19 protein-coding genes are annotated in these 19,328 nt (G+C 44.9%); 10 read left to right on the forward strand and 9 right to left on the reverse strand.

All coding sequences use genetic code 11. The annotated features are described in order from the left end of the window. Both ACH0QE_RS04510 and ACH0QE_RS04515 read right to left on the reverse strand, forming a co-directional pair. On the reverse strand, window positions 1-212 hold a 212-nt coding region (locus tag ACH0QE_RS04510; protein ID WP_415799500.1), incomplete at its 3' end, for a sodium:solute symporter family transporter. Beyond that, window positions 212-571, reverse strand: a complete 360-nt coding sequence (locus tag ACH0QE_RS04515) for a hypothetical protein (RefSeq protein ID WP_415799501.1) — start codon at window positions 569-571, stop codon at window positions 212-214. The genes ACH0QE_RS04510 and ACH0QE_RS04515, both read right to left, overlap by 1 nt. Before the next feature lie 199 nt (window positions 572-770). On the opposite strand from ACH0QE_RS04515, the gene ACH0QE_RS04520 reads away from it, so the two are divergent. Further along, window positions 771-2,006, forward strand: coding sequence for a helix-turn-helix domain-containing protein (locus ACH0QE_RS04520; RefSeq protein WP_415799502.1), 1,236 nt, complete (start codon window positions 771-773; stop codon window positions 2,004-2,006). Window positions 2,007-2,117: 111 nt separating this feature from the next. On the opposite strand, the gene ACH0QE_RS04525 is transcribed toward ACH0QE_RS04520, so the two are convergent. Continuing rightward, window positions 2,118-3,851 carry an ABC transporter ATP-binding protein gene (locus ACH0QE_RS04525; RefSeq protein ID WP_415799503.1) on the reverse strand — a complete coding sequence of 578 codons (1,734 nt, stop codon included), beginning with the start codon at window positions 3,849-3,851 and terminating at the stop codon, window positions 2,118-2,120. Between the two features lie 176 nt (window positions 3,852-4,027). Between ACH0QE_RS04525 and ACH0QE_RS04530 the strand changes: the two genes are divergently transcribed. The 6 genes from ACH0QE_RS04530 (at window position 4,028) to ACH0QE_RS04555 (ending at window position 8,940) form a co-directional block, all read left to right on the forward strand. After that, window positions 4,028-4,264: an ABC transporter gene (locus ACH0QE_RS04530; protein ID WP_415799504.1), complete on the forward strand. Its 237-nt coding sequence runs from the start codon at window positions 4,028-4,030 to the stop codon at window positions 4,262-4,264. Window positions 4,265-4,475: 211 nt separating this feature from the next. Then, on the forward strand, window positions 4,476-5,141 hold the full coding sequence (locus ACH0QE_RS04535; protein WP_415799505.1) for a Yip1 family protein: 666 nt from the start codon (window positions 4,476-4,478) through the stop codon (window positions 5,139-5,141). A gap of 2 nt (window positions 5,142-5,143) precedes the next feature. Continuing rightward, window positions 5,144-6,262, forward strand: a complete 1,119-nt coding sequence (locus ACH0QE_RS04540) for an efflux RND transporter periplasmic adaptor subunit (RefSeq protein ID WP_415799506.1) — start codon at window positions 5,144-5,146, stop codon at window positions 6,260-6,262. Next, window positions 6,259-6,951, forward strand: a complete 693-nt coding sequence (locus tag ACH0QE_RS04545; protein ID WP_415799507.1) for an ABC transporter ATP-binding protein — start codon at window positions 6,259-6,261, stop codon at window positions 6,949-6,951. Before ACH0QE_RS04540 ends, ACH0QE_RS04545 begins: the two co-directional genes overlap by 4 nt. Then, window positions 6,948-8,141, forward strand: coding sequence for an ABC transporter permease (locus ACH0QE_RS04550; protein ID WP_415799508.1), 1,194 nt, complete (start codon window positions 6,948-6,950; stop codon window positions 8,139-8,141). Before ACH0QE_RS04545 ends, ACH0QE_RS04550 begins: the two co-directional genes overlap by 4 nt. A gap of 397 nt (window positions 8,142-8,538) precedes the next feature. Beyond that, complete coding sequence (locus ACH0QE_RS04555) at window positions 8,539-8,940, forward strand: hypothetical protein (protein ID WP_415799509.1); 402 nt, start codon at window positions 8,539-8,541, stop codon at window positions 8,938-8,940. A 77-nt stretch (window positions 8,941-9,017) separates the two neighbouring features. Here ACH0QE_RS04555 and ACH0QE_RS04560 read toward each other — a convergent pair whose 3' ends face one another. Together ACH0QE_RS04560 and ACH0QE_RS04565 are read right to left on the reverse strand one after the other, a co-directional pair. Continuing rightward, a complete protein-coding gene (locus tag ACH0QE_RS04560) occupies window positions 9,018-9,332 on the reverse strand; it encodes a hypothetical protein (protein ID WP_415799510.1) in 315 nt (104 codons plus the stop codon). Window positions 9,333-9,477: 145 nt separating this feature from the next. Further along, window positions 9,478-9,681, reverse strand: a complete 204-nt coding sequence (locus ACH0QE_RS04565; protein WP_415799511.1) for a helix-turn-helix transcriptional regulator — start codon at window positions 9,679-9,681, stop codon at window positions 9,478-9,480. 243 nt (window positions 9,682-9,924) lie between these two features. On the opposite strand from ACH0QE_RS04565, the gene ACH0QE_RS04570 reads away from it, so the two are divergent. Then, entirely contained in the window at window positions 9,925-12,105 is a 2,181-nt protein-coding gene (locus tag ACH0QE_RS04570) for an EAL domain-containing protein (protein WP_415799513.1), read from the forward strand. Between the two features lie 343 nt (window positions 12,106-12,448). Then, complete coding sequence (locus ACH0QE_RS04575; RefSeq protein ID WP_415799514.1) at window positions 12,449-14,629, forward strand: beta-propeller domain-containing protein; 2,181 nt, start codon at window positions 12,449-12,451, stop codon at window positions 14,627-14,629. A 46-nt stretch (window positions 14,630-14,675) separates the two neighbouring features. On the opposite strand, the gene ACH0QE_RS04580 is transcribed toward ACH0QE_RS04575, so the two are convergent. Next, window positions 14,676-15,074, reverse strand: a complete 399-nt coding sequence (locus ACH0QE_RS04580) for a VOC family protein (protein ID WP_415799527.1) — start codon at window positions 15,072-15,074, stop codon at window positions 14,676-14,678. 164 nt (window positions 15,075-15,238) lie between these two features. On the opposite strand from ACH0QE_RS04580, the gene ACH0QE_RS04585 reads away from it, so the two are divergent. Then, a complete protein-coding gene (locus ACH0QE_RS04585) occupies window positions 15,239-15,433 on the forward strand; it encodes a hypothetical protein (protein WP_415799515.1) in 195 nt (64 codons plus the stop codon). A gap of 65 nt (window positions 15,434-15,498) precedes the next feature. Here the strand turns inward: ACH0QE_RS04585 and ACH0QE_RS04590 are convergent, their stop codons facing one another. The 3 genes from ACH0QE_RS04590 to ACH0QE_RS04600 all read right to left on the reverse strand — a co-directional run bounded on the left by ACH0QE_RS04590 (window position 15,499) and on the right by ACH0QE_RS04600 (window position 19,192). Continuing rightward, complete coding sequence (locus ACH0QE_RS04590; RefSeq protein WP_415799516.1) at window positions 15,499-16,845, reverse strand: GntP family permease; 1,347 nt, start codon at window positions 16,843-16,845, stop codon at window positions 15,499-15,501. Between the two features lie 90 nt (window positions 16,846-16,935). After that, complete coding sequence (gntK, locus tag ACH0QE_RS04595) at window positions 16,936-18,471, reverse strand: gluconokinase (protein ID WP_415799517.1); 1,536 nt, start codon at window positions 18,469-18,471, stop codon at window positions 16,936-16,938. Next, the gene (locus tag ACH0QE_RS04600) at window positions 18,464-19,192 is read right to left on the reverse strand and encodes a GntR family transcriptional regulator (RefSeq protein ID WP_415799518.1); all 729 of its coding nucleotides are present in this window, start codon (window positions 19,190-19,192) and stop codon (window positions 18,464-18,466) included. The genes gntK and ACH0QE_RS04600 overlap by 8 nt, the downstream gene beginning before the upstream one ends. Window positions 19,193-19,328: the final 136 nt, after the last annotated feature.

Genomic DNA, 19,328 nt, shown 5'->3' on the forward strand with positions numbered 1-19,328 from the left:
AGCTGATAGGTCAGACCGGCAATCCCAAGGAAGGTGGCTGCGCTCAAATAATCGCCGCCAATCGCCGAGCCGTTGGTGAACCAGCCGAAGCTGCGTCCCCCGACGAAGTAGTCGGAAGCAGTTGCGCTTCTTTTAGTAAGATAAGTAATATAAACAATGGTTCCCATCAGGATCAACGTTAACAGGAATTTCGGCTCAAGGAATGTGGACATCAGCCAATCCTCCTTCCATCAGCAGGAGCTGAGGATTGTTCTGATTGATTTTTCAGGCGTTTTTCATATAAAGTCGTATGGATGAGGGCTATGACGAACGCCATCGCCATCGCGACAATGCTTGTGAAGAACCAGCTGTAGGTCATGCCGCCCCACATCCGGGAGAACATGAACTCACCTGCATACCAATTTAAAATAGGAATAGAAAGAATGAATACATAATAAAAGAGCGTAAGTTTAATGCCAGTACTGAATTCACTTTTCATGATTTGCTTTGTTTCCGGATCAAGTGGCTCGAGCTCGCTGACGTCAATTGTATCAGCCGCTACATAATTATACTCCCGATACTCCCCTGCCAATTATAATTCCCCCTAGATAATATTTTGGCTTTTCCCGTTATCAAGATTTCCCTCCTTTAGGTAAGCCGTGATATGATTAAATTGATTGTACGATAGAGAATTGTCCAATACCTTACAATAAATTATCAGAAATATACAAATATTTAATATGATTTAAATTTTTATTCACTCATCTGAATAATACAAGGGGGTGGTACGGTTGCATTCAATATGGCTTGGTGTTGAAGATGAAGGGGAGTATGGGAAACTGGCTGCGTGGATTCTAGAAGAATGCGAGGAGAATTGTAAGCTCGTAGACGAAGAGAATGATATACATATCGCGATCATTGAAGTGAACAAATGGCATGATTGGGTAAAAATACACCGGTTCCGTAAACGGAATAAAGGCTGCCGGATCATTCCGCTGCTGGCCCCTTCACTTTTGCACACCTCTCCGCTGGCAATCGAGTTCAAGCTGACCTACCTGCTGGTAAAATCGGTGAAACAACGAATTTTTTTACGTACCTTAAAACGAGCGGTCGAAGAGATTGAAAGTGAGAATACCAGATTCGCAGAAAGCGAGGAAGTTTTCCATCATTTCGATGCGGCACAGGCAGTTGGGCGCAATACCTTGCCATTTAGGGAGGCTTTTTTACGAAGACTGTTGTCAGGGGAAGTGAAGACAGAGGAGGAGCTTCTGCAATCCCGTTTTTTCCTGCCGGGGGAAGCTGTTCCGAATGTGGTCTGTTTTATTCAGGGATTCGTCCGCTGTCCGGCTAAGCGAATGCAAGAGGGCTGGCAGGCATCAACGGTCATCCAGGAGTTTTTAAAAAAGCAGTTTGAAGGGGATCAGCTCACCTTCCTGTCCTACAGGAAACATTTGCTGATGCTGCTCCAGGTGCCGTCCGAGTATGGTTCATTAAAGCATTGGAAAGAGGGGGAGGAGCGAATCCTTGGAACGATTGAGTCTTTGGAAAATGAATATGGGATACAGCTTTATATTGGTGTAGGCTCCATTTATCGCGAGCCGCTGCTGCTTCACCATTCGTACAAAGAGGCTTGTAAAGCAAGGCGGACATCACCGTACGAAAGACTACAGCTCCGCTATTTTGAGGAAATCACGATGGACCTGCAAATTCAAAAGTGCGCCGAGTACATTTCCCAGTACTGTACAGAGGACTTGTCAATCAAGCAGGTTGCCGACCAGATCAATCTCAGCGTGCCATACTTCAGCCGCATCTTTAAACAAGAAACCGGACGCAGCTTCGTCGAGTATGTCACCTTCGTCCGCATGCAGCGCGGTGTCTGGCTTCTGCGCCATACCGACCACACAGTGGAAGCCATCGCAGAAGAACTGGGATACAATACCCCAAACTATTTCAGCGGAACATTTAAAAAATACGTTGGTCTGTCACCAAGGGACTACAGGGCTACTGAGGAGATTATTTTTGTTTAGGGAGAGTTAGGACAATAAGTGAAAACTAGAAAAGGAGGTCCAGCCATGCCGGCGGACCTCCTTTTTGTTGTTTATGCCATATGCTGTGCAAACTCTCTGTGTAAATGATGGCTATGCCAGCTGCTGCTGTGCAAACTCCCTGTATAAATCATGTGTCTGGATTAACTCCTGGTGAGTGCCGATACCAGTGACTCTTCCTTTTTCAATGAACACAATTTTATCGGCATTGACGATGGTGGAGAGTCTGTGAGCGATAACAAATGTCGTCCGGCCTTCCATCAGGCGGGTCAGTGCTTGCTGGACGATGCCTTCTGACTGGCTGTCGAGGCTCGCGGTGGCTTCGTCCATCATCAGAATTTCAGGATCACGCAGGAAGGCGCGAGCGATTGCGATTCGCTGCCTTTGTCCGCCAGATAATTTGACACCACGTTCGCCAACTTCCGTATCAAGTCCTTTTGGAAAGTCTGCGATAAACTGATCAGCATACGCCATTTTTGCGACCTCCCACAGGCGTTCATCCGGAATTCTATCTCCGTTTTCGAGTCCATAAAATAGGTTTTCGCGGATGGTACCGGCCATCATCGCGCTTTCCTGAGATACGTATCCGATCTGGTTGCGCCAGGAGGTGAGCGATAGTTTCTGAATCGGCGTGTCGCCAATCCGAATTTCTCCATTTGTCGGTTCGTAAAAACGTTCAATCAGGCCGAACATCGTCGTTTTGCCGCCGCCGCTTGGTCCGACGAAAGCAACCATCTGGCCGGGCTGTGCATCCAATGAAACTCCTTCAATGACAGGCTCTTCCTCACTGTATGCAAAGCTGACATTATCGATGGTGATCGGCAGGTTGCTGATGTCTGCTTCAATGCCTTCCTGTTCTTCTTCAAGTGGCTGGTCGAGAATTTCAATGATCCTTTCTGTCGCGCCCTTTGCTTTTTGCAGCTGGGTAAAGAACATCGCGAACGAAGTGATCGGCATGATGATCTGGAACAAATAAAGCAGGAAGGCGATAAGCGAACCTGTCGACATGGTTCCATTCACTACGCGCATGCCTCCGTAGGCAATGATGATGACGATAACGACCATGATCATCAGCTGCATGACTGGACCAATCAACGCGAAAATGCGAGCTTCCTTCAAACCAAAGTTGAAAAGCTTATCTATTCCATTATAGCCATTGTCTTCTTCAATTTTTTCAGCCGTCGAAGCTTTCATTAAACGAATTTCCCCAAGTGTCTGGGTGATATGTCCGGTGAAAACAGCGGTCTCATCCTGCAGTCCTCGTGCAATCTTGGCCATTTTCCTGCCAAGAGGCATCATGATTGCCAGCGTGAGCGGCACGGAAATGAGCATGAGCAAGGTCATTTTCCAGTCCATCACGAGCAAAATCACAACAGCACCGATGATGGAGATGATTCCTGTGGCGAAATTCGGAAAATGGCTCGTGATCAGCTCTTTAACTATACTCGTATCATTGACGATCCGGCTGACCGTTTCCCCGCTGGACTGCTTGTCAAAGTAGCGGACAGGCATGCGGATCAACTTCGACCACATCCGTTCCCGCAGCCTCGCCACTACCTTTTGACCGACATAGCTGAGCAGGTAGATGGAAATTCCGCTGATCAATGCCTGAATAACGAAGGCAGCGCCAATCGCAATGACAAGCGGAACGCTGATCGCCTCAACAGAAAAGCCGTCGACCAGATTTTTCGTCAGAAGCGGAACCACCAGACCAGCCAGAGTAGTGATGAGGCTGGCAGCCAGCCCGGTGAAAAGGGCCGCCTTCGGAATATTCGTCGATAAAATCAGTGAAAGGAAAGGCTTTAAGCTTGTTTGTTGTTTCTCCATTATTATTCTCCTGTTCGTTCTGGATATTTCCATCATAAACCACTTACAGCATAGATGGAAATATGGGTGTAAGGCCTAAATAGATATGATAATCGCCTCTTTTACCTTTAAAAAATAAACAAGCATTCTGGTACATGCATATGATGAAGGTGAACAATAGTTTGGAGGTGAAGCATATGAGTAATGGTGTTCATGCTGCGTGCAGCGTGTTCGAATTGTTTCTTGGAGTCTTGCTGGGGGTAGGATTGATTTTGTTGTCTTACTTTGGACTGATCGGTTTTGTCCTTGGCGGAGCTGCATTGGCTGGTACTATAAGCACAATTGTAGGGATTATTGGATTTATCGTCGTCATCCTGTTTGCCTACTGCATCATTCGAAGGTTATGGCGTTGTTGTTTTGGCGGCGGATGCTAAACAAAATATTGAAGAAACAGTCTCTATTTGAGGCTGTTTTTTTGAAGTATCGTTTGGCTGTCAGAGTTTGTATACCCTAAATACACGAGAAGGAAAGTTTTAAGGTGACACTCCCAGTTAATTATAAAATTGGTTAATTTTGAAACTTTTTACATATCATTCTCGTAAAAGGTAAGTCGAAAGGCTTAAATAAGAATGGGAGTGTAATGTAATGGAACATGAAGTGAAAAGCAAAATCGAGAAACCGAGTTTAATAGGGATGTTCTGGAGTCCAGGAGAGCAGTTTGACAGGATACGCCAGAACCCGAGGATTTGGATCCCGCTGATTTTAGTGAGCGTTCTGTATGCAATTGGCATGTATCTGATGACATTATCAATGGATGCCTCTTACCTTGGGCTTGATGGTATGAGTGAGGAAGAAGCCGCCATGTTTTTGGCTATTTCTAAGATTACGGTTGCAATCACAGGAATCCTGACACCTGTGTTCGTAGTGCTGATATCGAGTGCGATTTATATGATTTTCACAAAAATCGCCGGATCTAATGTAACGTTCAAACAGTTATTTTCAATGAATACACATATCATGATAATCGGTGCTGCCGGCCTGTTATTGAATATGCTTCTTAGGGCGTCAATTGGAGGGAACCCTGAAATTTTCATTACGAGTCTTGCCGGCCTGGTGAACAGTGACAAGCCGGGTGTCCTGGGATCAATCGAGGTATTTTCCATCTGGCAGACGATTTTGACAGCGATCGGACTTCACCGAGTTGCAGGTTTGTCAAAAGGATGGGCATGGGGCATTGCCATCGTATTCTTCCTGATTGGTATCGGGTTTGCCATTATTGGAGCCATGTTCTCTAACACAATGGGTGTCTAACCATGAATAAAAAGATTTGGATTGCCATTGGCGTAGCCAGCCTGGTTTTGCTGATGGCCGGGGTGAGCATTTACAGGCAGGCTTTTGCTAAGGGGCCCGAAGTGAAGGTGGTAAATCCCGCGAAGGAAGAAATTGCGGATGAAATCATGATCCCGGGAACCGTCTTACTCGAAGAAGAACAGAAAATTTACGCTTCACCGGAAAAAGGGAAGCTGGCTGAGATTCTGGTGAAAGAAGGCGAACCGGTGAAAAAAGGTGATGTGCTTGCAAAGTATGATGCCAGCGCTTTGAACCTGGAACTAGAGCGAGTAAAACTTCAGGCGGAATCAGGCTATTTACGAATCAATCAGTTGGATAAGAGGATAAAAGATTTCCGGGAGAAAGAGTCGGAGCTTAGCAAGCAAATAGGAAAAAAAGCTGCGAAAGAACAGACTGAAGCGGAAATCGACCAGCTTGAGGCTGAAAAAAGGCTGGCGAATATTGACCTCAGACAGGTGCTGCTCCAACAGAAGGACGCAGAATTGCGGTTAAAGGAATTGGAGATTAATAGCTTTATAGATGGCGTTGTCCTTCAGGTGAATGAGGAAAGCCCAGCAGACCCTGCGGCGGCAGTGAAGCCAGTGATTCATATTGGGAATCTTGATGCCAAAGGAGCCTCCGGTTATTTATCTGAGTTTGACAGCATGAAGGTAAAAGAAGGGCAGAAGGTCAAGCTTCGATCAGATGTCCTGCCGGATCAAGAATGGAATGGTATCGTCGAGGAAATTGCTGTTTTTCCAGAAGAGACGCAGGCTCAGGCATTGGGCGAGAGTACTGCCGCGCAATATCCCATCAAGGTGAAAGTCAGCGGCATGGATTTGAAGCCAGGATTCCAGTTAATCATGGAAATCGAGACAGAACGGAAAGAGGCGCTGACTGTACCCGCGGAGGCTGTCCTGACTGACAAGGATACTGTCTATGTATTTCTTGTAAAAGAAGGCAAAAGCCACAAGCAGGAAATCGAAACAGGAATCGCTTTTGGCAGCAAAATGGAGGTCATCAGTGGTTTGAGCGAGGAAGATAAGGTTATTGCCAATCCGTCCGACAACCTTAAGGATGGAATGGAAGTGAATGTAAAGTGATTGAGCTGAAGCAAATTACGAAATCCTTTGAAGTGGGAAAGGAAACGATTGATGTTTTAAAAGGAATCGATCTTCGGATCCAGGCGGGAGAATCAGTCGCGATTATGGGGCCGTCGGGTTCGGGCAAGTCCACTTTGATGAACATCATCGGCTGTCTCGATAAACCGACTGCCGGTGAGTATGAACTGGCTGGTGAAAATGTCTCGCGCTATTTGGATGCTGAACTGGCGAAGGTGAGAAACCAATCGATCGGATTTGTATTTCAGCAGTTCCATCTGTTGCCGAGGCTGACGGCAGTCCAGAATGTCGAGCTGCCGATGATTTACAGCGGCGTTTCGAAAAAGGAGCGACTGGAAAGGGCAAGTACTGCTCTCGAGAAGGTTGGGCTTGGCGACAGGATGAATCATCTCCCGAATGCCTTGTCCGGCGGGCAAAAGCAACGTGTCGCCATTGCCAGGGCAATCGTGAATGAGCCGAAAATCATCCTCGCCGATGAACCGACAGGCGCACTTGATACGAAAACGAGCGAGACGATCATGGAGCTTTTTACCGGTTTGAATGAGGAGGGTTCCACGATCGTCCTTGTCACGCACGAACCGGAAGTTGCGGAATATGCGCAGCGGACGATCATGGTCAGGGATGGTCTGATTGTTTCTTCCACACCCGCTGGAAGGGGGATACGCTCATGAATATGATGGAAAACCTCCGGATGGCACTAGGGTCGCTAAAGGCACACAAAATGCGCTCCATTTTAACGATGATCGGCATCATCATCGGCGTTGGGGCAGTGATCATTGTTGTTGCCATAGGGCAGGGCGGGGAAGCAATGCTGAAAACGCAGCTGACTGGTCCGGGCAACACGATTGAGCTGTTTTACCAGCCGTCGGATGAAGAAATTCAAGCCAATCCGAATATTTTCAATGAAGCCCCATTTGAACAGGAAGATATTCGCGCACTGGAAAAAATACCGGAAATCAAGCAGGTGGTGGCATCAAGCTCCCAGCTTTCAAAGGCTTCCTTCGGGGAAGATACGGTGGATGCTTCCACAACCGGAGTGAGCCAAGCTTTTTTCGAAATGAACGATATCAAGGCGGAAAAAGGCAGAAGCTTCACCGCAGCTGATTTCCTTGGCGGCAGAAGGGTCGGGATTATCAGTTATTCGATGCAGGAGGAATTGTTCGGTGGCGAATCACCGATTGGAAAGGTGATCCGCATCGGCGTCCAGCCGATCGAGATCGTCGGTGTACTGGAAAAGCCAACTGGACTGTTCGCGTTTGGGACCATGCAAATATACGTTCCGAGTAAAACCTGGCAGGTCATTTACGGCAAAAGCGATTTTAACCAGGTGACACTTCAGGCAGCGTCCGCTGATGAGCTTCAGATCGCCGGCAAAAAGGCGGCAGACCTGCTGAATAAAATGCATGACACCGAGGAATCGTACATGGTCATCAACATGGAGGAAATGGCTGAGGGAATCAGCAAAATCACCAAGGTGATGACCTTGATTATCGGCAGCATCGCCGGAATATCCCTGTTTGTCGGCGGCATTGGCGTCATGAATATCATGCTCGTCTCCGTAACCGAGCGAACGAGGGAAATTGGTATCAGGAAAGCGCTCGGTGCGACCAGGTCGCAAATCATGACCCAGTTCCTGATCGAATCCGTCACGCTGACGCTTATTGGCGGGGTGCTCGGCATCCTGGTAGGCTGGGGCTCCGCATCACTGATTTCCTTTTTTGCCGGCTGGCCGTCGCTAGTGTCATGGCAGGTCGTGACCGGCGCCATGCTGTTCTCAATGATCATCGGAGTCGTCTTCGGACTGCTTCCAGCCAACAAAGCATCAAGACTCGATCCGATTGAGTCATTAAGGTATGAATAGAAATGCAGGGGAGCCCTTTCGCGGTCCCGCTGTCTGTTTAAATCGGGAAACGGTGCAGCGGCTGTCACTTTGTGGTCTTGCTGTCTATTAAATTCGAAAAAAATGCAGCGGGTGCCTGAAAAGGTCCTCGCTGCATTTTTACCTGGAAAAAACGAGCATAATTTCCAATTCGCTATATAAATCAGAAAGTCGCTATAAAAATGAAAAACTCGCTATATTAAGGTTGAAAGTCGCTATAAAAAAGAGATTCTAGCTATATAAATAAAAAAGTCGCTATATAATAATTTTTTTCTCTATAAAACAGTATAAAAATTTGTCAGGGTTACATATTTATAGCACTTTACACTAGATGAAGAATGGATTTCATAAATAGTGACTAAAAAAAGGGGTGAATGAAATGACCAGCCACTATTTTATCGCAACGATGAGGCCAATTGAGCAATTCCATTTAAAGGGCCATGATTACCCATTTATAAGTGGTGAAGCTTATAAAAAGGAACTTCCGCTTTCTCTTCCATATGTGTATGAATACGGAAGCGAGGATTCCAAATTCATCACGTTTCTGGATGAGTTCATGGAAGTTGGCGACGTTGTTGAGTTTTACATATATGAAGAAGGAAAACGGGGGAGACCTTTGTCTGTCAATCTTCCTGACGAAGCCCGGACAATCAATCTATTGAAAAAGACCTATAAGAATGAAAATGGTGAATTCCGACTGGACGAGAGCAATTGGAAGGAAGAGCTCGCCAGAAAGACGACTGCCTCGAAACGGAGTATTACTACTTTCGTTAAATATTGATTGTCATAAGCGGAGTATCACAACTTTTGTTAAATATTGAAATGACAAGCCACTTGAGAGAGTTCAAGTGGCCTTCGTTATACCTTTACCAATCTATCATCATTGATATGGTCCAGTTTTTCTTTTATCAAATCAGCGAATTCATCCGGCTGGTCGATGTAGAATAGTACCTTTTGCACTTCTTTTTCCTGGCCGAAATATCCTCTTGCAATCATCGGTTCTTTGAAGATAACCTCATACTTCGCCTCATCACTCATCCCGAAGATCCTGGTGAGCGCCTGCGGGAAGGCAGTGGCATGGAACACACCTTTTTCATGGATGATCCCGCCGCTGTTATTGTATTTCAATTTGGCTGGCTGGATTTTTTCAATATCCCTCAAGGCAAAATTCAATTGCCTTCTTGCGCCTATCTTGATGTGAACACTGTTCTTTTTAACTGAAATAGGTGTATTCCTCAACAGAAAATCATGATGATGCCCAGCCCCAATATTAGGACAATATTGAATAAAGGTGATTGAAAAGTTCTTTTTAACACGGTCAATTCTCTCCTTCTAAGCGAAACACTTCTTCGACTGAAACTTCGAAGGCAGCTGCTATTTTAAGTGCGAGGGTGACGGAAGGGGCATAGTCGCCTTTTTCGATCAGTCCAATCGTCTGCCTCGTCACGCCAATCTTGTCCGCTAAATCTTGCTGTGAAAATCTGAATCTTGCTCGGAATTCACGAACAGAGTTTTTTAACATTTACAAGTTTACTCCTTTGGTGATATTTGTTTATAAACCCTAAATGTAATGTATCCTTTGCATTTTGTAAACTATTTTTTACATTATTGTCTCTATAAGCTGTTTTATCAAACAACGTTTCGCCCTAATCTATCAAAACTAGTCCAACAGACCTGAATGTTAAAAAATACCTGTACAACCATAGTAAGGGAGTGCCGATATGACATGTATATACTAAAAATGTAAAGGGACGGGGTGAATGGAATGCAGCCAGATTTAAATAACAGCTCTCTTTTTGAGGTATATAAATCCTTGTTTGACTATAACCATGATGGGTGCTATGCCCTTGATATGGAAGGGAATTTTATTGTTTTTAATGAAGAGGCGGTAGCCATAACGGGTTATACGATTGATGAAGCGATGGAAATGAATTTTGTATCGATTGTTCATGATGATTATGTTGAGGAAACAATAAAGCATTTTAAACGGGTCACCAAAGGAGAACGTGAAAGGTTTGAAACGGTCATTTTAAGGAAGGGGACAGGTGAGCGTGTCAATCTGATGATCACAGCAGTGCCGATTAAGGTTGGAAATGAAATCCTGGGAGTTGTCGGTTGCGCCCAGGATATCACAGAAAAAAAGGAGCTCGAGGCTTTGGTTAGAGGCCAAAACCGGATCCTAAAAATGATGGCAAAGGGAGCTGGTTTTCAGGAAGTTCTTGACGAGATAGTATTTTTCATCGAGAGTTTCACGGACGGCGCACACTGTTCCATCCTGATTGCGGATCAAGAGGGAATGAAATTACATCATGGGTCATCGCCCCATTTGCCGCCAGTATATAATGCAGCAGTTGATGGTATGTCAATTGGTCCTGCAGCTGGTTCCTGTGGCACAGCGGCCTTTTTTGAAAAATCCGTAGTCGTAACAGATATTGAGAACGATCCATTATGGGAACATTACTGTGAGCTGGCTCTTCCCTATGATTTGAAGGCTTGCTGGTCATCACCAGTTTTTGATGATGACCAGAGGGTGATTGGCACATTTGGCATGTATTATTGCAGTACGAGGTCGCCGCGCGAGAAGGACCGGAAAATCATTGAAAAAGCAACAGACCTCACCAGCCTTGTGATTCAGCACTATCGGGCAAAAGAAAAAATTGATTTTATGGCGTATCATGATGCGTTGACCGGGCTGGCGAACCGCAGACGGTTTGATGAAAGGGTCCAAAATGCCATTGCCGAGACAAATCTGGAACAGGAAGAAAAAATGAGTCTGATGTTCCTAGACCTCGACCGTTTTAAGTACGTGAACGACTCTCTTGGCCATTCGATTGGTGACCGGCTGCTTGTGCATGTTTCTGATAAATTAAAAGATTGCCTGGGAGACGGTGACTTGTTCTCGAGACAGGGCGGGGATGAGTTCACTATTTTACTAGAGCATACGACGAAAGAAAAAGCCGAAGCAGTTGCTCGTAAAATCCTCAAGGCATTAGAGGAGCCTTTTGTCATTGATGGTACAGATATTTTCATCTCAACGAGTATAGGCATGAGCTTTTATCCAGATGATGGTGAGGAAGTTGACATGCTGTTGAGCAAGGCGGATGTCGCGATGTATCAGGCAAAAAAGCAGGGGCGCAATAATTACCAGATGTATGATGTGTTGCTTGATCGAAAAGCATTTGAAAGGCTCCAGGTTGAAAATGAGCTCCGCAAAGCGCTAGAGCGTAATGAATTTGCGCTTCATTATCAGCCGATCGTGAACTTATGCAAGAATGAGATCAAAGGGGCGGAGGCGCTGATCCGCTGGCAAAATGACAGAGTTGGTCATGTATCACCAGATCAGTTCATTCCGATCGCGGAAGAAACGGGATTGATTATTCCGATTGGTGAGTGGGTGCTGAAAACAGCCCTGCTGCAGCTCAAGGATTGGCACTTGACTGGCATGGAAGGGTTGACAGTATCGGTCAATTTATCCATTCGCCAATTTTATCAGCCTGATTTGATTACGATGATTAAGGAAACACTTGAGTTGACCGGAGTAGAGCCGCGATTCCTGACGATCGAGATTACTGAGAGCATGACAATGGACGTCGAGAAAGCTAGCGTGATTCTTCATGAGTTAAAGGAGCTTGGGGTGAATATCTCGATCGACGATTTCGGTACCGGCTACAGCTCGCTGAGTTATCTGAAGAGATTCCCGATTGATCATCTGAAAATCGACCGCTGCTTTGTGAAGGACATCGCCGATAATAAAAGTGACGAAAACATCGCTACTACGATAATATTGATGGCACATAACCTGGGATTGTCTGTAATTGCGGAAGGCGTTGAAACAGTAGACCAGTTAGGGCTATTGAAACAGCACCGCTGCAACCAGGCTCAAGGCTATCATTTCAGTAAACCCGTGCCAGGAGAAGAGTTTAGTAAAATCAAGGTTCCTTCGTGATGCGGAGGAGCTTTTTTTTATACAAGGCAATTGGAAAAAAACGAGCAGAATTTCCAGTTCGCTATATTAATTAAAAACTCGATATAAAAAGGAGATTCTCGCTATATTAATTAAAAACTCGCTATAAAAATAAAAAAGTCGCTATAAAAAAGATATTTTCGCTATAAAACTTGATTTTTCGCTATAAAAATTTTTCAAGTAAAGTTGAACATCGTATCTCGAAGGCATTTTTTACAAAGGCACCCGCTTTTTCATTAGAATTCTTCCTGAATTGTAATTATTAGGATAAAAATTGAAACGCCAGCGAGCATTCCCCGTCTAATTTTACAAGGGGGTTCGAAAAATGATGAAAAAATGGTGGTTATTAAGCGGTTTGTTGCTCGTTACGATAGTGGCTGTGGCTTTTTACTCTTTGTCCCAGTTCAAAGTGGTCAATGCGTGGGAAGAGGAGCATGTGGTCCTGCCGAATAAAGTATGGCAGCTGCAGTTTTCTGAAAAAATCTCTGAAAAAAGTCTTGATCCGAACTTGATTTATGTGACGAATGACAAAGGAGAGAAGATCGACACGAAGCTGGAGCTGGGTGATGACCAGAAAACCATTTACATCCATCCTCCGAAAAACGGATATGATCTCAAAGCGAAGGAATATACCGTTCATTTTAAAAAAGGAATTAAATCTGCGCTCGGCAGGGAGCTGAACACTAAGCACACCTGGAAGTTCGTTGTAAAAGAAACCCTTCCGACGGTGGGCACGCAGGAGAATCTGGCGAGCTATTTTGAAGAGATTATAGAGGAAGAGAAGAAGTCCCGGAGTTTGTTTGGTGGATTGAAGGAATCGTTCTCTGTTGGCGAGGGTAAAGCGTCAGAGGAGTCAGTGGTTGCCGATAAGTCCGGGGGCGGCGGGGATGTTTCTGAAACAAATGTCCAGGTTCAGGGTGTTGATGAAGCGGATATCGTCAAAACAGATGGGAAAAGCATTTTCCAAGCTGAGCATGATAAGGTAAGGATCATTCAGGCAGTGCCTGGCGCGCAGATGAAGGTTCTGTCGACGATTCGGTTTAATGGGGATTTTAATCCGTATCAGCTTTTCCTCGAGGGCGAGCAGCTGGTGGTGATTGGCTATCAGTATCATCAAATGACGAGATCTTATGAAGATGCTGCTAAGGATTCGTTGATCGCTCCGATGATGCAGTCCACGAAAATTATTGTTTATAATGTTAAAAATCCTGCTGATCCCAAGCAAATTCGTGAAGTCACAGTGGAAGGTTCCTATGTATCGGCGAGGAAGGTGGATAACCTTGTTTATCTAGTCACTCAGCATTATCCGGATTACTGGCTGCTGAAGGAGAACAGGAACATCGATATCAGGCCAAAGTTCACTGATACTGTATATGATTCAAAGGAAAGATTGATTGATTATGACGATATACATTACTTCCCTGAATCGAGACAGCCGAACTATACGATGATTGCCGCGCTTGATCTCGGCCAGCCTAAAAAGGAAGTAGCCATGACCACGTATTTGGGCAGCGGGAACCAGCTTTATATGTCAAAGGAGAATGTCTACCTGGCTGTTGAGAATTATGGGGATATGGATTTGAAAGATCGCGGGGTGATTGCACCGGACACCAATGTCCATAAATTTGCGATCAGTGGCATGGATGTAAAGTATCACAGCTCCGCCACCGTGCCGGGAACTGTGCTGAATCAGTTCTCAATGGATGAGCACAATGGCTATTTCCGAGTCGTGACGACGAAAGGCTATGCGTGGGATGAAAAACGTCCGTCCTCCAACCATCTCTATATATTGGATAAAAATTTGAAAGAAACCGGGAAGATTGAAGATTTGGCGCGCGGGGAAAGAATCTATTCCGCAAGATTCATGGGTGACCGTATCTATATGGTTACTTTTAAAGAAACAGACCCGCTGTTTGTGTTTGATGCAAGCGACCCTGCCAACCCGAAAGTGCTTGGCGAATTGAAAATTCCTGGCTTTAGCAATTATCTGCACCCATATGATGAAAACCATATCATCGGATTTGGCCAGGATACGAAAATCATCGCTGAAAAAGGAGCCTCGCAGCCGCGAATCCTTACAGATGGAGTCAAGATTTCGCTGTTCGATGTCAGCGATATGACCAATCCGAAAGAGAAATTCACCGAAATCATCGGCGGGCGCGGCACGTATTCACCGCTGAATCATGACCATAAGGCCCTGCTGTTCAATAGGGATAAGGACATCTTTGCCTTCCCAATCTCGGTTTACCTAAACAGCGAGGAAAATGAATACGAACAAATCTTTGAATATCAGGGCGCATATGTCTATAGTATAGATCCTGCGACCGGATTTAAGCTAAAGTCTAAAATTACCCATATCAACGGTGACATGCCATATTACGAAGAATGGGAGAAACAAATCCAGCGCCTGCTCTATATCGGTGACACAATGTACGCCCTGTCCGCTGAAAAAATTACGAGTCATAAAATGGGCAGCTATGAAAAGGTTGGGGAACTGGAGTTTTAAACAAGAAGGCACTTCTGCACTTGAACCGCAGAGGTGCCTTCTCGTTTTATTTACTGCCAAGCCCTTCAGTGTTCTGCAGCACGATTCTCCAGCCATCGGGATCGGTAATCGTCACACCGGCATTTTTCCAATATGGGTTTTCCGGCTCGACCTCCGGGTAGCCCATGTCATGCAGCCTCCGCGCGATTGCGTCACGCGCTTCCTTTTCAGGAATGTAGAAGACTAATAGATTGTCTTCTGTCGGCGCGGGACAAGGACTGCCATTTTCATGCTGGGTAAATTCCAGGTGGTAGCTTAAATCAGGCAGACCAAGCATCACCCCGTCATAGCCGTCATGTTTTTCAAATGAACCTACTACTTCAAGTCCGACACCATCACGATAAAATTCAACGACCTTTTCCAACTGATCCGTTGGCCGAGCAATCCGGAATTGGACAGCAGGCATTTTTTCAGACCATGTTTTTTTCAATTTCAGCACCTCGATTCAATACTTTAGTTTTATTATACAGTGAGGGAACTCTTTTAAACTCGGTGATTGGAAGGAGAAATTCTCAGACTTTCGATGTAGTTTGTTATAATTAATATGATATTAAATTAAGAGGTGTTTACATGACCCTTGGTCTTGTTTTAGTCATCATAATTCTCATTGGAGCACTGCTGGCAACATTGTTATTGTCCGGCAAGGGGGATGAGGAATATAGTAAAGCCACGAAAAAAAACACAACGAATCTTTCATTGATTTATATTGTTGTCATTTTACTATCATTCATTGCCGTTGGGGTTTATATTAGGTGGTTTGTGTAGGAGTGCGGATGCGCGAACGTAGGTGAAAAAAGGTCAGCCCCTCATCAAAAGGGCTGACCTTTCTTTTATACAAACAAGCTAAGCAATAAGATAAATCCTAATCCTGCTACTGAAATAATCGTTTCAAGCAGTGTCCATGTTGCGAATGTTTCTTTCATGCTTAGGCCGAAATATTCTTTGAACATCCAGAAGCCTGCGTCGTTCACGTGTGATGCGATCAAGCTTCCTGCTCCTGTTGCAAGTACGACTAGAGCAAGGTTCACATCGCTTGTACCAAGCATTGGAATAACCAGTCCAGCAGTTGTCAAGGCTGCAACTGTTGCAGAACCAAGAGCAATTCGCAGGATGGCTGCAATGATCCAGGCAAGCAGGATTGGCGATAATGCTGTGCCCTTGAACATTTCAGCTACATAGTCACCCACACCGCCAGTGATCAATACTTGTTTGAAGGCGCCGCCTCCACCAACAATCAATAGCATCATGCCGATATGTGAGATGGCTGTTGCACAAGAATCCATAACCGTCTTGATTGGAATGTTTCGTGCAATTCCCATTGAGTAGATGGCGAATAATAGAGATAATGTCATGGAAGTACCGGCATCACCGATGAATCGGATTCCTGCTAGGAAACTATTATCTTCAAAACCCATAGTTTTTTGAAGCAATGTAATGATTGTTGCGATAGACATTAAAATAACTGGTAGTAATGCTGTGAAAACGCTGATGCCGAAACCAGGTGTGTCTTCAAGTTTGAAAGTTTTTTGTTCACCTAAAGAAGCGATGCTTCCAGTTTTGTTGAAAGATTCTGGTACAAGTTTTTTAGCGATTTTCGTAAACACAGGTCCTGCAAGAATTACAGTTGGAATGGCAATGATAAAGCCATAAAGCAATACTTCACCAATGTTTGCACCGAACTCACCAGCAATAACTGTTGGTCCTGGGTGAGGAGGCAGGAAGCCGTGTGTGACAGATAAAGCAGCAGTCATTGGTATACCAAGATACAAAATCGAAATCTTTAATTCTCTTGAAATCGCAAATACGATCGGAATCAATAATACTAAACCTACTTCAAAGAATAGGGCGACACCAATGATAAACGAAGCCACTACGACTGCCCATTGGATATTCTTTTCACCAAATTTGTTCACAAGTGTCATCGCAATACGCTGGGCACCGCCGGAATCTGCGATCAATTTACCTAACATAGCACCAAGCCCGAAGACTAACGCCAGGTGGCCAAGTGTTCCGCCCAAGCCGGCTTCGATTGTTTTAACAACTTCTCCTAATGGAATACCAAGCGCTAAAGCCACGCCAAATGAAACGATGATCAATGAGACAAAAGTGTTCAGTTTTAAGCCCATGATCAATAAAAGTAAAGCTAAGATACCAATTGCTACAATAACCAATGGCATTGTAATTTCCCCCTAAGATGTCTGAAGTTCCGCATTTAGCGGTTTGTGAGATAAAGCGCTAACATTTTGGTGTGGGGATCAGGTGTCCCCTTATTTAATCAAGCTTCTTTGATAGTTTGCGATTCTTGAATAATCTTGTTCTAGTGCTCTCGATAAGCTGATGAAAATTGGCACCAGCTGTCTGTATTCTTTTGCGGCTTCCTCATTCGGCGTATGCTTGTGAGTGCTGCCAATCATGTCTGAAACAACTTCAAATGAATCAATTTTACCTGTTGCATAAAGGCCGAGGATACAAGCGCCAAGGCAAGAGCTTTCATAGCTTTCAGGAACGACAACGTCGATATCGAATATATCGGACATCATCTGACGCCATACATCAGATCTAGCGAAACCGCCTGTAGCCTGAATCCTTGTAACCGGGCTTTCCATTGCTTCGGTAAGCGCTAAGAAGACGGTATATAGGTTGAAAATGACACCCTCTAATGCTGCACGGATCATATGCTCTTTTTTATGAGACATTGTCAGTCCGAAAAATGAACCGCGGACATCAGGATTCCATAATGGAGCCCGTTCGCCTGCAAGGTAGGGGTGGAACAACAAACCTTCCGCTCCCGGTCTTACGCGTTCAGCGATTTTTGTTAAAACATTGTAAGGATCAATCCCTAAACGCTTTGCTGTTTCAACTTCTGATGCTGCGAATTCATCGCGGATCCAGCGAAGGACCATCCCGCCATTGTTGACAGGGCCGCCAATCACCCAGTGATTTTCAGTAAGGGCGTAGCAGAAGATACGTCCTTTTTCATCGGTTTGCGGCTCGTCGATGATCGTGCGGATTGCACCGCTTGTCCCAATCGTGACCGCAATCTCACCTTTGCCAATCGCATTCACTCCGAGGTTGGAAAGGACACCGTCACTTGCACCGATGACGAAAGGAGTTTCAGGGTCAATCCCGATTTGCTTCGCTAATTCTGGGTTGCAATTCTTGAAAAACTTTGTAGTCGGAACAAGCTCGGATAATTGGTTTTTCGTGATACCTGCAACTTGCAGAGCCTCTTCGTCCCATTCGAGCTTTTTAAGATTCATCATTCCCATCGCGGATGCAAGCGAGTGGTCCACCACATACTGGTCGAAGAACTTTTTAAAAATAAATTCCTTGATGCCGATGTACTTTTTCGCTTTGGCGGCGATTTCAGGACGCTCGTTAACGATCCAGGCGATTTTGCTTAAGGGCGACATCGGATGGATCGGCGTTCCGGTGCGCTTATAAATTTCATGTCCGTTCAATTCTGTTTTGATTTTATGCGCCCAAGCTTCACTGCGGTTGTCGGCCCATGTGATACAAGGAGTAAGCGGCTCATCATTTTCATTTACGGCGATCACGCTGTGCATCGCACTGCTGAATGAGATGAATGCCAGCTTTTTTTGCTGGTGGTGCTTCATGATTTTTGTGATTGCCGTCAGAACCGCCATGTAAATTTCTTCAGGATCTTGCTCGGCTGTTGAGATATCCGGCGTATGAAGCGGGTATCCGATGTTCTCCTGCTGGATGACTTCGCCTTTTTCGCTGAATAAAACAGCCTTCGTACTAGTAGTACCGATGTCGACCCCTAACATATACTCAGTCACTTTTTTTCACTCCCTTGGAAAGCGTTTGCTGCGATATCCAAAGGTCATCTACTTTACCTTGAACATCATCAAAATTCTGGTGTAAGGATTTAATCATAAGTTCGCGATTCTTCGTTTTGATGGCTTCAATATAAAGCTCATGATTCTCGATGATGCGATCGAAGTCTTCGTATTTTTCTTCGATCCTTGCTCGCATCGATAACAGGATGAAAGCTTCCATCACGGGCTTCGTGTTATCCCAGATCATTCTGATGTAGGAATGGTTGATGGCCCGGATGATCGTTTCATGGAAGAGCACATCCTGCAAGCTGAACTCGTCGGCATCCTTGTACTTGATGGCGATTTTCATCATTTCGAGAATTTTGCTCAATTCCATCACTAGGTTGGTTGTATCTATTTTTGTTAGTCTTTCGAAAACGAATGATTCAATTAATAAACGTACATCGTAAATTTCTTCGATATCTTTTTCAGTCAGGCCGATGACCACAGCGCCCATTCTTTCCAGGCGGATCAAGTTTTCTGCGGCAAGAATTTTCAGCGCTTCACGAATAGGTGAGCGACTCACACTAAAATCAGCAGCCAGTTTATTTTCCGAAAGGATGGCACCGCTTTCAATCAGTCCCGAAATTATTTGCATCCGCAGCTCACTCGCGACACGGTCACCAGTAGAGGCCTTAGAAAGCCATTTTTGGGGATAAAGAAATTCCTTTTTTTCTGTCATTTCCTCACCTTCCTAGTTCATCAAGTATACTTGTATACAAGTATTATAAAACGTATCTGAAAAATTGCAAGCGTTTTCTGTGATGATTATTTTGCCAAATTATTTTACATTCATCCGGGAAGGGAAACATGTGCTC

The sequence above is a fragment of the Mesobacillus sp. genome (assembly GCF_047739415.1).
GTDB lineage: Bacteria > Bacillota > Bacilli > Bacillales > Cytobacillaceae > Mesobacillus.

What these genes read in the sequence shown, in the direction of transcription:
- ACH0QE_RS04555 (WP_415799509.1), top strand. Translation starts at nt 8,539, where the DNA reads ATGACCAGCCACTATTTTATCGCAACGATGAGGCCAATTGAGCAATTC.
- ACH0QE_RS04550 (WP_415799508.1), top strand. Translation starts at nt 6,948, where the DNA reads ATGAATATGATGGAAAACCTCCGGATGGCACTAGGGTCGCTAAAGGCA.
- ACH0QE_RS04585 (WP_415799515.1), top strand. Translation starts at nt 15,239, where the DNA reads ATGACCCTTGGTCTTGTTTTAGTCATCATAATTCTCATTGGAGCACTG.
- ACH0QE_RS04525 (WP_415799503.1), bottom strand. Translation starts at nt 3,851, where the DNA reads ATGGAGAAACAACAAACAAGCTTAAAGCCTTTCCTTTCACTGATTTTA.
- ACH0QE_RS04530 (WP_415799504.1), top strand. Translation starts at nt 4,028, where the DNA reads ATGAGTAATGGTGTTCATGCTGCGTGCAGCGTGTTCGAATTGTTTCTT.
- ACH0QE_RS04575 (WP_415799514.1), top strand. Translation starts at nt 12,449, where the DNA reads ATGATGAAAAAATGGTGGTTATTAAGCGGTTTGTTGCTCGTTACGATA.
- ACH0QE_RS04590 (WP_415799516.1), bottom strand. Translation starts at nt 16,845, where the DNA reads ATGCCATTGGTTATTGTAGCAATTGGTATCTTAGCTTTACTTTTATTG.
- ACH0QE_RS04580 (WP_415799527.1), bottom strand. Translation starts at nt 15,074, where the DNA reads ATGCCTGCTGTCCAATTCCGGATTGCTCGGCCAACGGATCAGTTGGAA.
- ACH0QE_RS04535 (WP_415799505.1), top strand. Translation starts at nt 4,476, where the DNA reads ATGGAACATGAAGTGAAAAGCAAAATCGAGAAACCGAGTTTAATAGGG.
- ACH0QE_RS04570 (WP_415799513.1), top strand. Translation starts at nt 9,925, where the DNA reads ATGCAGCCAGATTTAAATAACAGCTCTCTTTTTGAGGTATATAAATCC.
- ACH0QE_RS04600 (WP_415799518.1), bottom strand. Translation starts at nt 19,192, where the DNA reads ATGACAGAAAAAAAGGAATTTCTTTATCCCCAAAAATGGCTTTCTAAG.
- ACH0QE_RS04565 (WP_415799511.1), bottom strand. Translation starts at nt 9,681, where the DNA reads ATGTTAAAAAACTCTGTTCGTGAATTCCGAGCAAGATTCAGATTTTCA.
- ACH0QE_RS04540 (WP_415799506.1), top strand. Translation starts at nt 5,144, where the DNA reads ATGAATAAAAAGATTTGGATTGCCATTGGCGTAGCCAGCCTGGTTTTG.